The 13,597-nt window shown below is 36.9% G+C and carries 14 protein-coding genes; 7 read left to right on the forward strand and 7 right to left on the reverse strand.

Translation table 11 applies throughout. The annotated features are described in order from the left end of the window. Positions 1-52 precede the first annotated feature (52 nt). The gene (locus PXG98_RS15230) at positions 53-373 is read left to right on the forward strand and encodes a YegP family protein (RefSeq protein ID WP_276392530.1); all 321 of its coding nucleotides are present in this window, start codon (positions 53-55) and stop codon (positions 371-373) included. Here the strand turns inward: PXG98_RS15230 and PXG98_RS15235 are convergent. Next, complete coding sequence (locus PXG98_RS15235; RefSeq protein ID WP_276392533.1) at positions 370-1,392, reverse strand: threonine aldolase family protein; 1,023 nt, start codon at positions 1,390-1,392, stop codon at positions 370-372. The two genes, PXG98_RS15230 and PXG98_RS15235, sit on opposite strands and share 4 nt — an antisense overlap. 2 nt (positions 1,393-1,394) lie before the next feature. Next, entirely contained in the window at positions 1,395-3,803 is a 2,409-nt protein-coding gene (locus PXG98_RS15240) for a zinc-dependent metalloprotease (protein WP_276392535.1), read from the reverse strand. 243 nt (positions 3,804-4,046) lie between these two features. Between PXG98_RS15240 and prfB the strand changes: the two genes are divergently transcribed. The 3 genes from prfB to PXG98_RS15255 all read left to right on the forward strand — a co-directional run bounded on the left by prfB (position 4,047) and on the right by PXG98_RS15255 (position 6,152). Then, positions 4,047-5,139 (forward strand): peptide chain release factor 2 gene (prfB, locus tag PXG98_RS15245; RefSeq protein ID WP_276392538.1). Its coding sequence is split into 2 segments (ribosomal slippage): positions 4,047-4,109 and positions 4,111-5,139, totalling 1,092 coding nucleotides; the frame shifts between segments, so codons are not numbered across the junction. 37 nt (positions 5,140-5,176) lie between these two features. Continuing rightward, entirely contained in the window at positions 5,177-5,521 is a 345-nt protein-coding gene (arsC, locus tag PXG98_RS15250) for an arsenate reductase (glutaredoxin) (protein WP_276392540.1), read from the forward strand. Between the two features lie 121 nt (positions 5,522-5,642). Continuing rightward, a complete protein-coding gene (locus PXG98_RS15255) occupies positions 5,643-6,152 on the forward strand; it encodes a hypothetical protein (RefSeq protein ID WP_276392543.1) in 510 nt (169 codons plus the stop codon). 214 nt (positions 6,153-6,366) lie between these two features. Here PXG98_RS15255 and PXG98_RS15260 read toward each other — a convergent pair whose 3' ends face one another. Then, a complete protein-coding gene (locus PXG98_RS15260; RefSeq protein ID WP_276392547.1) occupies positions 6,367-6,543 on the reverse strand; it encodes a hypothetical protein in 177 nt (58 codons plus the stop codon). Between the two features lie 150 nt (positions 6,544-6,693). On the opposite strand from PXG98_RS15260, the gene fumC reads away from it, so the two are divergent. Next, positions 6,694-8,091, forward strand: coding sequence for a class II fumarate hydratase (gene fumC, locus PXG98_RS15265; protein ID WP_276392550.1), 1,398 nt, complete (start codon positions 6,694-6,696; stop codon positions 8,089-8,091). Between the two features lie 88 nt (positions 8,092-8,179). Here the strand turns inward: fumC and PXG98_RS15270 are convergent, their stop codons facing one another. Continuing rightward, complete coding sequence (locus PXG98_RS15270; RefSeq protein WP_276392553.1) at positions 8,180-9,070, reverse strand: hypothetical protein; 891 nt, start codon at positions 9,068-9,070, stop codon at positions 8,180-8,182. A 158-nt stretch (positions 9,071-9,228) separates the two neighbouring features. Between PXG98_RS15270 and PXG98_RS15275 the strand changes: the two genes are divergently transcribed. Continuing rightward, complete coding sequence (locus PXG98_RS15275; protein ID WP_276392555.1) at positions 9,229-9,690, forward strand: GNAT family N-acetyltransferase; 462 nt, start codon at positions 9,229-9,231, stop codon at positions 9,688-9,690. Positions 9,691-9,732: 42 nt separating this feature from the next. After that, positions 9,733-10,551, forward strand: coding sequence for an MBL fold metallo-hydrolase (locus PXG98_RS15280; protein WP_276392557.1), 819 nt, complete (start codon positions 9,733-9,735; stop codon positions 10,549-10,551). A gap of 16 nt (positions 10,552-10,567) precedes the next feature. On the opposite strand, the gene ettA is transcribed toward PXG98_RS15280, so the two are convergent. The 3 genes from ettA to PXG98_RS15295 form a co-directional block, all read right to left on the reverse strand. Further along, positions 10,568-12,259, reverse strand: coding sequence for an energy-dependent translational throttle protein EttA (gene ettA, locus PXG98_RS15285; RefSeq protein ID WP_276392559.1), 1,692 nt, complete (start codon positions 12,257-12,259; stop codon positions 10,568-10,570). 65 nt (positions 12,260-12,324) lie between these two features. Next, complete coding sequence (locus tag PXG98_RS15290) at positions 12,325-12,507, reverse strand: CAL67264 family membrane protein (protein WP_276392562.1); 183 nt, start codon at positions 12,505-12,507, stop codon at positions 12,325-12,327. A 76-nt stretch (positions 12,508-12,583) separates the two neighbouring features. After that, positions 12,584-13,567 (reverse strand): Gfo/Idh/MocA family protein, encoded by a 984-nt coding sequence (locus tag PXG98_RS15295; RefSeq protein WP_276392565.1) that lies wholly within the window; start codon positions 13,565-13,567, stop codon positions 12,584-12,586. Positions 13,568-13,597: the final 30 nt, after the last annotated feature.

Here is a 13,597-nt window from a genome sequence, read left to right on the forward strand (position 1 = left end):
ATTTTTAAAGTACAATCCAACTTCTATGTACACTTATAATCTATAGTTTTAGATGATTAGAATTACAAAACAAGATAGTAATTATTTTAGCTTCAGCTTACTTTCAGAGCAGGGCACTATTTTGTTTGAAAGTGTTACATTCCCGGAGAGAAACGTATTGTATGAGGCATTTCACACTTTGAAAGCTTCTGAAGAAAAAAGAGTTCGCTTTGAACGAAAAACCGATCATCAGGGTAATTTTGTTTTTATAGTGAAAGATGCCTCAGGAAACCCTTTGGGTAAAAGCCAGCTTTATAATTCTGAAGCTGGAATGGAAAATGGTATTAAAAATTTAAAAAATCGAATCAGGCATATTGAAATTACCAAGAACTAAATTGATTTTAGCACTCTAATAACCTCATAATGCATTTGCTCTGTATAGTCTAAATGTGTAACCATCCTTAACTTGCCATCACCCATTCCAATAAGTTGAATATTTTTCTTACCCATTAGTTCAATAAAAGCTGTATCGGTCATTTCTGATTCTCTTATTTCAAAAATAACAATATTGGTCTCTGTAGGTTCCACTTTTTTAACATAGGACATGTCTGCCAAAGTGCTAGCCAGTTCTTTTGCCTTGCCGTGATCTTCTTTGAGTCTATCTATATGGTTATCGAGCGCATATATTCCGGCCGCTGCCAAATAACCTGCCTGCCTCATGCCACCTCCTAATACTTTTCGTATGCGAAGCGCCTTATCAATTAATACTCTATCCCCAACCAATAATGAACCTACCGGACATCCCAAACCTTTACTTAAGCAAACACTAATACTGTCGAATAATTCTCCAAATACTTCCGGAGAATGATTACCAGCTACTAGGGCATTCCACAAACGGGCGCCATCTAAGTGGTAAGACAAATTGTTCTCGGTGCAAACTTCTTTAATTTCTACTAGGTCGTTTAAATCCCAACACGCTCCTCCCCCTTTATTTGTTGTATTTTCAATACAGACCAGAGATGTAAGTGGGCTATGATAAAAATCGGGAGGATTAATGGCTTTTTTAACCTGCAATGCCGTCATCATCCCTCTCTCACCATCCACTAATTTACAGGAAACACCGCTGTTAAAACTAACTCCCCCTCCTTCATAATTATAGACATGAGCATATTTATCACAGATTAATTGTTCCCCTGCTTGCGTATGCAGTTTAATGGCGGTTTGGTTGGTCATGGTTCCACTGGGAAAAAACAAGGCAGCTTCCATCTTAAACATGGCCGCGGCTTTTTCCTCTAAGGCATTTACAGAAGGGTCGTGCTTAAAAACATCATCTCCCACCTCTGCTGAAAACATCGCCTTCAACATTTCTGGTGTCGGTTTTGTAACCGTGTCACTTATAAGATTTATCCCCATTTTTATGGCTTAAAAACAATTGGACAGTCCATACCTATCGGAGATCCATCAGGAATTTTTTGAGCTTCAATAACTTTAAATTCTTTTGGTTCCTTATTAAATTGATTGATTCTTCGAAGCATTTCTTTCGATATAGCGTCGTCCTTTGAAGCAATGGTCCTTTTAATAGTATCCAAAGCATTGAAGGCGATGCCATTTACTTGGGGATGCACATCCGGACTGACCGAAAGATTCATGATATGGTACAAGACTCTAAAGTTTATGGTTTGCTGTATTTCCCTCAAATAAGTTCCTTTTGATGACTTATTAATTGTATTTAGTACTACCTGATCCAAAACTTCTTGTAAACCTAGCTGTCCTGAATCCAGACTTTTTTGCTGTACCAGACGTGAAGCTCTCTGTGGATGCAATAAGAAAAATAAGGTCATATCTGCGGCTGTTTCTGCGGCAGCAAGCGCATCAAAACCTACTCCTATTCTACCTTTAAAGGACTCTCTAGTACTAGAATAACCTATGGCCCGAGGTGGAAAAAGCAAAAGTTTTTCTTCTGGAATGCCAAGGATATTGGCATCTAAAGTCCTTAAAACTTGTTTTAAAGCTAATTCTTGTTCTTCTTTTGGTAAATATTCTACGACTTTTTGTCCATCACCTTTCACCGTATAATTATAATCTAATCCCCCTATTAGTTTTGTGGCTGCTTCGGTTTGGTACCTATGTAAAAAATAGAGTGGAACGAAAACGTCTTCTAAAAGCGTATTTGGATCGTTCTTTTTAATATTATCAATAGAAAACTGCTTAATCCCAACTTCCCTTACTTCTAATATATCTTGGAGTTCGGTATATGCTTTGTCTCCATTGTCCCAAAGATGGCCAAAAGCATGAGCGCCTCCTGCTGCCCTTGCATCGGCATCTCCTATAAACCTAAGACCTTTTTTGGTTGCATTTTCTAATATTCTATTTAAATACGCCACCTCTTCTTCTTCACTAGGAATAATGGCATAGTTGTAGGCGACGGTTACCTTGTCCCAGTCTCCTATTCCTGTATCATAGGCATTACTAAAATCAATCTTACCATTTTTTACTACTAACTTTGGATGCGGATAATCCATAACAGAAGCTCTGTTGTTTGTGCTAGCAGCAAAATTGTGCGTAAATCCCAGCGTATGCCCTATTTCATGTGCAGACAACTGACGTATCCTAGCTAGGGCAAGCTCAAGCATTTTAGAATCGTCTGCATCTTTATCCTGATAAGGTTTATCTGACAGGGCCTGTGCTATTAAAAAATCCTGCCTTATCCGCAGACTGCCAAGACTTACATGTCCCTTAATAATTTCCCCTGTTCTGGGATCTGTGATACTTGCGCCATAACTCCAGCCTCTAGTAGATCGGTGCACCCATTGTATTACATTATATCTCACATCTAACGGGTCTGCCTCATCTGGCAGCATTTTTAGTTGAAAGGCGTTTTTAAAACCGATGGACTCAAAGGCTTCGTTCCACCATTTACCTCCCTCCAAAAGAGCGGATCTTACTGGCTCAGGTGTGCCATTATCCAAGTAATATACAATGGGTTCCACGGCTTCACTGATTGCTGCAGTTGGGTCCTTTTTTTCTAATCTATGTCTAGTTACGAAGCGTTTTAAGATAGGTTCATCGATGGGGGTGGCATAATCATAATAGGAAAAGGGATAAGAGCCACAACGAGGGTCAAATACTCTTTCTTTATATCCTGCAGGGGGCAATTCAATAAAAGAATGGTGCTGTGCCACCGTAACAATATCCGCATTAGGAGTAACAGATTTTATATATTCGCCTTTAGCATCTCCGTTAAAGGTAAGATATACATCAAACTCAACATTTTTGGGAAATGCTTTTGTTCTTTCTAAATTAAGGGCGCTTTTTGATTTATCAAGCTTAAAAGTTCCTTGTTTTTTTTGTTTGAGTACTTTGGCCACCCCTTTGGTATCCTGCATGAGAAAATCAGAAATATCAATTATATACTTTCCGGCTATTTCTTTCTCAATTGGAAATCCGTACAAGATAGATTTGGCAAAAGCTTGTTCTACCGATTTGCGCTCCAAAGCATTATTTGATATAGCCCGGTATTTTAAATTAGGCTGTACCAGCAAGATCTTAGTTCCTGCCTTTTTGAAAAATACAAGACGTTCTTCTCCAAGTTGTCCGCGGTCTAAACCTATATCATTGCTCCCTATACCACTGCTTAAGGAATTTACATACAAAAAGGGTTTATCTAATTCGGTAACCTCTAAATAGACTTTATCCGTTTGCTGGTCATGATAATAATTAAATAGGCCTGAATTCTTTTTAAAGCTCGTATTATTTTCATCGAATTGCGCCTGAAGCCCGTTCATAAACACAATGGAACAAAGTAATAAGTAGATGTTTTTCATAGTTTTATATCAAGGTCTAAATTTATGTAAATTAGTTTAATACTTTCTAAATTCGTTTTCATTTATAATTAAAATCCTATTTACCAAAAAAACCTGATGACTAGATTTTTTATCATCAGTATTATTTTACAGTTATCTCTTCAAACAATAAGGTATATTAAAACACAATTAACGTGCACTAAAATCAAAAAAAGACCTTTGTCAACGTTTAAAGATTAGTATTTTTACCCAAAAATTTTATTTATGCTTACTACAGATCAATACAAAGATCTTATAGATCGCCTTGGTGCGTTAAGGAGGTATCTTTGACATTGATGCCAAACTTATTGAGATAGAAAACGAAGAAGAAAAAACCATGGCCCCAGGATTCTGGGACAACCCACAAGAGGCCCAGGAACAGATGAAGTTAGTGCAGTCCAAAAAAAAATGGGTCTCGGACTATAATGCGGCATTTGAAAAATCAAACGATTTAGAAGTACTAATGGAATTTGCCAAGGAAGGTGAAGTTCCTGAGGAGGAGGTCCAGGAAAACTACAATAATCTATTAGATTTAATTGAAAATCTTGAATTTCGTAACATGCTCTCTGAGGAAGGAGATGACATGACTGCGATATTGCAAATAACAGCAGGTGCAGGAGGTACAGAAAGCTGTGACTGGGCGGCTATGCTTATGCGTATGTATATGATGTGGGCCGAGAAGAATAGTTATAAAATAAAGGAACTCAATTACCAAGAAGGAGATGTTGCGGGCATAAAAACTGTCACTCTAGAAATTGCAGGAGAATATGCTTTTGGATGGTTAAAAGGAGAGAATGGCGTTCATCGCTTGGTAAGAATTTCTCCTTTCGACAGCAATGCCAAACGTCATACTTCTTTTGCTTCCGTCTATGTGTATCCCTTGGCCGACGATAGTATAGAAATCGATGTGAATCCTGCCGATATTGAAATTACAACTTCTAGGTCTAGTGGTGCTGGCGGACAAAACGTCAATAAGGTTGAAACTAAGGTCCAACTAGTTCATAAACCTACAGGCATACAAATTTCCTGTTCTGATTCCAGGTCCCAGCATGATAATAGGGCTACTGCAATGAAAATGCTTAAATCTCAATTATACGAAATAGAGCTACGAAAAAAACAAGAAGCTCGCAATGAAATTGAGGCCTCTAAAATGAAAATTGAATGGGGGTCTCAAATAAGAAATTATGTAATGCATCCATACAAACTAGTTAAAGATGTACGAACGGCTGAAGAAACTGGCAATGTCGATGCAGTAATGGATGGAGATATAGATAATTTTTTAAAAGCTTATCTCATGGCTGCCGGGCAGCAAGAATAGCCTATTGAAAAAATTGAATAAAAATAACATCAATACTATGATTCAAATATACCATAACCCGAGATGCAGAAAATCTAGAGAAGGACTAGCTGTAGTGAAAAGTTCGGGACAAGATTATGAGGTAATAGAATATCTTAAAACCATACCATCTACAAAAGACTTACAAGGAATTCTTACTGCCCTAAAGATTAAACCAATCGAATTGATCCGGAAAAACGAAGTAGTCTGGAAAGAACTTTTTAAAGGCAAAGATTTAAGCGATGAGAAAATTATCGAGGCCATGTCCGAGTATCCTAAATTAATTGAGAGACCGATAATAATTAATGGGAATAAGGCCATCATAGGAAGGCCCACAGAAATAATTCAAGATTTCCTCAATTGAGCGTCTTCGGTAAACTAAATATAAATATTCCTAGAAGAATCGTATTTTTGCATAAAGGACTCAAGAATAAACATAAAATTTATCCATAGTCCATACTATATATTTGTAATTTCCTAATACTATGAAAGGTGGAATCTGTAATTATTTACTAGTGATGATCTTAATCATTACTGGATTTAGTGAAATTCAGGCCCAAATTAATAACAACATGTACAATAACCGTTACAATGGCGGTTATGGAAGAGGTCCCAGTACGGTTCCGAGAGGTCCGGTAGAGCCAGAAAGAGAGCCAGAGAAGCTCACTGCCGAAGAAATTGTTAACAATGAAATGCCAAAGATAACTGAAGCTCTTGAATTAAATGACTTTGAACAAGCAGTTGTTTCTTCTATCCTTACTAAGTATATGCAACAACGGATTGAACTTAAAATATTGGAACTTCCCGCGGAACAAACCTTAGAAAAGCACAAACAAATTAAAGAAAATCAGGAAGCAGAACTTAAAGCTGGTCTCCCTGAAGAGAAATACAATAAAATGCTTGAGCTTCGAAAAGAAGGTTATAATAAGTTAAAGAAGAAAAAGAAAAAAAAGGAGAAAAAATCCAAAAAGAAGGAAGAAGAAGTAAAAGGCTAAAAATTCGTGAGTTCAATAGTTATATAGCCTAGTGTTAGTTAAAGTGTAATTCTAATACCGCATCTTCACCAATACGACAGTCTTCCCAGATCTTAAAGTCGCCCTTGCGCTGAAAACATCTTTATTACAAAATTACCTCAAGGAAAATTAGATAAGCTTGCTTACACCTATAAATACTAAAAGGTTCTGCGTGTAAAAAACTTAGGGAAATAGATTATAACTGTTCTCTCTCTGCCTTTTTAGCTTCACGCTTTTCTTTCCATATTTCAAGAAGGTTACCTCCTAACCAATAGGGAACTACAAAGGCTAATAAAAAAATCATTAACCAAAACCCTATGGTAATAATGGTTAAAAATGCTAAAAAACCTAAATACTGGTCAAATTCGAACATAGTTGCATGCTTTGATACGCAAAGATAGTTTGATTTTGGGTATTAAAACAAACCAAATTAAAAAAAAATTTCAGGGCCATAAAAAATATAGTTCATACACCAAAATAGGTCCTCATATAGTACCTTTGTTACTACTTAAATTTTAGTGAAATGAGCTTTAGAATAGAAAAAGACACCATGGGGGAAGTAAAAGTTCCTTCCGACAAATATTGGGGAGCTCAAACGGAACGTTCCCGCAATAACTTCAAAATAGGCCCCGAAGCGTCCATGCCATTAGACATTATTTATGGCTTTGCTTATTTAAAAAAAGCTGCGGCCTTTACTAACTGTGAACTAGGGGTATTAAGTGAAGCTAAGAGGGACTTAATTGCGCAAGTTTGTGATGAAATACTCGAGGGTAAACTTGATGATCAGTTTCCTCTTGTAATTTGGCAAACCGGCTCTGGCACCCAAAGTAATATGAATGTAAATGAGGTAATTGCCAATAGAGCGCATGAAATAAGTGGTAAGGTTATTGGAGAAGGTGAAAAAACAATTCAACCCAACGATGATGTAAACAAATCTCAGTCTTCAAATGACACCTTTCCTACTGGCATGCATATTGCGGTTTATAAAAAAATAGTAGAAGTAACTATACCCGGGATAGAAGAATTAAGAGACTGTTTAAAAGGAAAATCCAAAACCTTTAAAAATGTGGTTAAAATAGGACGTACACATCTCATGGACGCAACACCATTAACCTTAGGACAAGAGTTTTCTGGATACGTTGCACAATTAGACCACGGCCTGAAAGCACTTCAAAATACCCTAGAGCATTTAGGAGAACTTGCATTGGGAGGCACAGCAGTGGGCACAGGACTTAATACTCCAAATGGTTATGACGTGCTGGTAGCTAAATATATTGCAGATTTCACCAAGCTCCCTTTTAAGACGGCTCCTAATAAATTTGAAGCCCTTGCGGCTCACGATGCTTTGGTGGAAACACATGGTGCCCTAAAACAACTGGCAGTTTCTTTAAACAAGATTGCAAATGATATCCGAATGATGGCCTCAGGCCCCAGATCTGGAATAGGAGAAATAATTATCCCGGCCAATGAACCTGGAAGTTCTATCATGCCAGGTAAAGTAAATCCAACACAATGTGAGGCATTAACTATGGTTTGCGCACAGGTCATGGGAAATGATGTTGCCGTAACGGTTGGTGGGACACAGGGACATTATGAATTAAATGTATTTAAACCTGTAATGGCTTCTAATCTATTACAGTCTGCAGAATTATTAGGACAGGCTGCGGTGAGTTTTACTAAAAACTGTGCCGTGGGTATTGAACCAAATTATGGCGTTATCAAGGAACTATTGAATAATTCGTTGATGTTAGTAACAGCTCTAAACACCAAAATTGGATATTACAAGGCCGCAGAAATAGCTAATACGGCTCATAAGAACGGTACTACTTTAAAAGAAGAAGCAATAAATTTAGGCTACGTAAGTGCTGAAGATTATGACAATTGGGTAAAACCTGAAGAAATGGTTGGTAGTCTTAAATAGTACTTAAGCAATCTGCCAGACTTTAATGGAAATAAAAAAAGGGACCAGTTAGAAAACGGTCCCTTTTTTAGTTAATAGATAGTGTTTATTATTTTAAAGTGAACTTAGAAGTTCCTAACAATTTAAGTTTGTCGTCATAAACGTTTACCATATAATTTCCTTTTTGGAAGTCACTTGCGGGTTTGTTTATAAAGTCACAAACATCTAAATTATTATTCTCATAGTAGAAATCCGTTCCTTTGCTGTAAGATACAGAAGCACCGTCTTCACTAGACTTAGTTGCTCCACCACCAAGAATGTTCCCTTGTGGATCCAAAACTTCAATTAAAAACTCACGATCCCCAGCTTCCGCAATTACATTATCAGCAACTGTAAAGCAAATTTTAAATTTATCCGTGCTTTTGGCTCTAGATGTAGAAACCAACTTACCATTATTTCTCTCTTTAACGGCATCAACTGTAAAAGAAGAAAGGTTTAACGCAGATCCTCTTTCTACTGCGTCTGCCAATTGTGTATTTTGAACTACTAAAGAATCACTGAATACCGTCTGCTTTTCTAACTCAACAAAAGTACTATCTCTCTGCATAGCAATTAGAGTATTCGACTTAGTTAAAGAATCTACCTGACGTAGTAACTGCTCTCTTTCTTCTTTAAGAACACCAACTTGTCTTCTGTAACGTGAAAGTGAAGCGATGTCAGATTTCATAGTTTTCACAGAATCAATGTATTTTGCAATTCTGTCTCTAGCTTCAACTAGTTCTTCATTTGTAGCATTACTTTCCAAAATAGCCTTGTCATATTCTGACTTTAAACTGTTTAAGTCTTCAACAACATTGTCTCTCTCTTCTGTTAAAGCAAGAGTAGTCTTTTTCTTATCCTGATAAAGACTGTAGGTGTAGATAATAGTGGCTAAAAGTACTACCCCTAATAGGCCCGCTATAACCTTTAATCCGTTGTTATTGTTTTTTGTCTCAGTCATAATGTATTTATTAGTTAACTTTTTTCTAAAAGTATTTGTTTGTTTAGACTATATACGGTGAAACATCTGTTTTAGATTTTTTATGTTAAAAAAATTCATTTATGTATCTTGATAAACTAAAACTAAAGTCAATTTATACATCTTATAATCAATTACTTATGATAAATATAGTTCCGTATAATGAGGAGTTAGCAGAGCATTTTAGGGATTTAAATTTACAATGGCTAGAACGCTATTTTAAGGTAGAACCAAAAGATAAAATGCTATTAGAAGACAGTAAGAAGGAGATTATTGATAAGGGCGGTTATATTTTTTTTGGGGCAATTAATGAAACTATAGTGGGATGTTTTGCTTTAATAAAAATTAGTGAAACTATTTTTGAATTGGGTAAGATGGCAGTAGATCCGAATTACCAGGGACAAATGATTGGGCAGCAACTTTTAGACCATGCAATATTGCATTGCAGGAAGAATAAAGTTATAAAACTTATTCTTTACTCCCATTCCAAATTAAGCTCTGCCATTCATATATACAAAAAAATAGGTTTTGTGGAGGTCCCATTAGAACCTTTCACTCCATACGAGCGCAGTAATATTAAAATGGAGCTCTATTTAAATTAATATTTATAACTTAACTTTAATCAAAATAAATAAGACAAGGATATGTTCAGAAAAAGCAATGCATTAATACTATTATTAACTGTTTTATTTGTCAGCTGTAAAACAGATAATAAATCGAACAACAAGAAAGTGGCAGAAGAATCCGCTGCAATTGCTGTAGAAGAGAATACTAATCGCCAGGATGCATTGGCCGAAGTAAACATAATTCCTATAGGACATGCGACTGCCGTCTTAGAAGTTAAGGATTTAATCATCTATGTAGACCCTGTTGGGGGCTCAAGCGCATTTGAGGGGCAAAAAGAGCCCGATTTAATTTTGATTACAGATATTCATGGAGACCATTTAAGCGTGGAAACTTTAGAAGCTTTGGAAACCAAAAAAGCCAAAATAATATGTCCGCAGGCTGTTGCTGATAAAATCCCAGCAAGCTTTGCAGCACAAATTGACGTACTTAACAATGGAGAACAGAAAGAAAGAAACGGGATTACTATTGAGGCAATTCCCATGTATAATCTAAGAGAAGAAGCAAAGTCTTTCCATGAAAAGGGAAGAGGAAATGGATATGTTCTGAACATTAATAATGAAAGGTTTTACTTTTCAGGAGACACAGAGGATATTCCTGAAATGAGGGCCTTAAAAAATATTGACAAAGCATTTATTTGTATGAATTTACCGTATACAATGACTGTTGAAAGTGCTGCCAATGCCGTATTGGAATTCAAACCTGTTAAGGTATACCCATACCATTACAGAGGACGGCCAGATGTAAGTGATGTTGATAAATTTGAAGCCTTAGTCAGTGCTGGAAATCCTGAAATTGAAGTTGTCCGCTTGGATTGGTATCCAAATGAAGATTACTAATTTAAAAGAAGGTCGGTTATCGAATAAGTTTCTTATACTTAATTCTCTTAGGAAGAAGATCACCGCCTAGGCGCTTTTTCTTATTTTCTTCGTAATCAGAAAATGAGCCTTCAAAAAAGTAAACCTGAGAATCTCCTTCAAAAGCAAGTATATGTGTACATATTCTATCTAAAAACCACCTGTCGTGTGAAATTACTACGGCACATCCAGCGAAATTTTCCAATCCCTCTTCCAGAGCTCTAAGCGTATTTACGTCTAAATCGTTGGTAGGTTCATCCAGTAAAAGAACATTACCTTCTTCCTTTAAAGTCATAGCCAGATGCAGTCTGTTTCTCTCTCCTCCAGACAGCATACTAAGTTTTTTGTTTTGTTCGCTACCAGAAAAATTAAATCTACTCAAATAAGCCCTTGAATTTACTTGCCTGCCTCCCATCATTACCAATTCCTGACCCTCACTAAAATTTTCCCATATGGTTCTATCCATATCCATTTTACTGTGACTTTGATCCACGTAGGCAATTTTAGCTGTTTCCCCGACAACAAACTCACCCTTATCCGGAACCTCTTCCTTCATAATCATTCTAAAAATAGTTGTCTTCCCGGCTCCATTGGGACCTATAATTCCTACAATTCCAGCCTGGGGCAGCTTAAAATTTAGATCATCGTAGAGCAACTTATCTCCATAAGCTTTACTTACTCCTATCGCTTCGATAACATTAGTGCCTAAACGAGGCCCATTGGGAATGTATATCTCTAACTTCTCGTCGAGTTGTTTCTGATCCTGACTTAATAATTTGTCATAATTTTTTAGACGAGCCTTTTGTTTTACTTGCCGTCCTTTAGCGCCTTGCCTTACCCATTCTAGTTCTCGTTCAAGTGTTTTCTGTCTTTTAGATGCTTGTTTACTTTCCTGAGCCAAACGTTTAGTTTTCTGATCTAACCAGCTGCTATAATTTCCTTTCCATGGAATTCCTTCACCCCTGTCGAGCTCCAAGATCCAGCCTGCAACATTATCCAGAAAATACCGGTCGTGTGTAACGGCAATAACCGTACCCTTATACTGTGCCAAATGATGTTCTAACCAATGAACTGATTCTGCGTCCAAATGGTTAGTAGGTTCATCTAATAATAAAATATCCGGCTCTTGTAATAATAGTCTACACAGTGCAACGCGTCGTTTCTCACCCCCGGAGAGAACACCTACTTTCATATCCCCTTCTGGTGTGCGCAGGGCATCCATAGCTATTTCTAATTTAGTGTCTAATTCCCAGGCATTCGAGGCATCAATTTGGTCTTGTAGCTTGGCTTGCTGGTCCATCAGCTTTTGCATCTTATCGGCATTTTCATAAACTTCCGGCAGACCAAACATATCATTAATCTTGTTGTATTCATCTAAAATGGCTACGGTCTCGGCTACTCCTTCTTTCACAATTTCTAAAACCGTTTTACTTTCATCTAAAACAGGTTCTTGCTCCAGATATCCCACCTTATATCCAGGAGAAAAGACAACATCACCCTGATAATTTTTGTCCGTCCCGGCAATTATTCTCAAAAGTGTTGATTTTCCTGATCCATTCAATCCCAGTATACCAATCTTTGCTCCGTAAAAAAAACTCAAATATATATTTTTCAGAACAGGAGTATTTGCATTTTTGTAGGTCTTACTGACCCCAGACATGGAGAAAATTATTTTTTTATCGTCAGACATGACTTAAAATTTATTTGAAGTGAAAAAATTAGAAAAAACAAATTAGAAAAGTAATAAAAGGGGCGTCAGACTCTTCCTTTCAAGGCATTAAACACCCATGCTATAGCAAAAAAGCCGATACCCACCGAAGCAAATCCCCATCCTGCAACATCGTCATAACGAAAAGCCCCTAAAGCAATAAGAGCAAGTCCTACAAATATCATTATAAAGGTAGCCCAGGCAAGGACTGTATTTTTATTCATTCCCATGATCAATAATTAATTTGGTTGGTTAATTCCAAATATCGTAAATCTAGAGGAAATCTTCCTAGCTTCTTGCTAAACTTTAACTTTCAAAAGGAAATTTTATCTGGTTTTGACTCCTAATCTCATCCATAATAGTAATTAAATCTAGACTATTACTCAATGACCATAAGCTACTTTCTTTTCTTCCTTCCCTTAGGCATTTATTTACTTCCATAATTTCATACTCATACCCTTTTCCTTTCATTGGTAAAGCATGAGTCTCGGAGTGTCCATTTATCTCTTGAGTATAAGCTGCAGCCTCATGCCATCTAGGATTTAAATAGATGCTTCCTTTGGAACCTGAAATTTCTGCTTTCATCTCTGATGATGAATTTAAACCACTGTATAAAACAGCCATCGCTCCGGGGTATTCAAAAAGAAGGGAGACTTGAATTTCTACTCCGGTTTTATAAAATTTCGCGGCAGATTTTATAGATTCTGGTTTACCTAACATTAGGTAAGCGAGAAATATGGGGTAAATTCCAATATCCAAAAGTGAACCCCCAGCTAAATCAGGATTTAACAACCTGCCTTCTGTTGGACGGTCCAAGGCATAAAATGCAAAATCGGCGTGCAAATATCTAATATCTCCTAAAAGACCAGCATCCACCTTGCTTTTAACTTCGGCTATAGAGGGGTTAAACCTACTCCAAAGTGCTTCCATCAAAAAAACATTATTCTTTCGCGCTGCTGAAACCATATTTTCAACTTCCATCTTATTCACGCCAAGGGGCTTTTCGCATAACACACTTTTTCCTGCATTCATTGCCTGGATACTCCAGTTCTCATGAGAGGTATGCGGCGTTGCTATGTAAATTACATCGACCTCGTCACAGGCAAAAAGCTCCTCATAAGACCCAAAGTGATATTTGGAGCCATTTTTATTACTAAATTCCTCGGCATTTGTATAATTTCGTGAAGCTACGGCTATTAAATCCGCTTCTGGGACCAGCGTCAAACAATCTGCAAATTTCTGTGCAATATTTCCCAAACCAATAATTCCCCATCCAATCTTTTTGTCCATATAATACGGTTGTTTTTTTTGTTAAAGTTA

The organism is Eudoraea chungangensis (assembly GCF_029360665.1).
Classification (GTDB): Bacteria; Bacteroidota; Bacteroidia; order Flavobacteriales; family Flavobacteriaceae; genus Eudoraea; species Eudoraea chungangensis.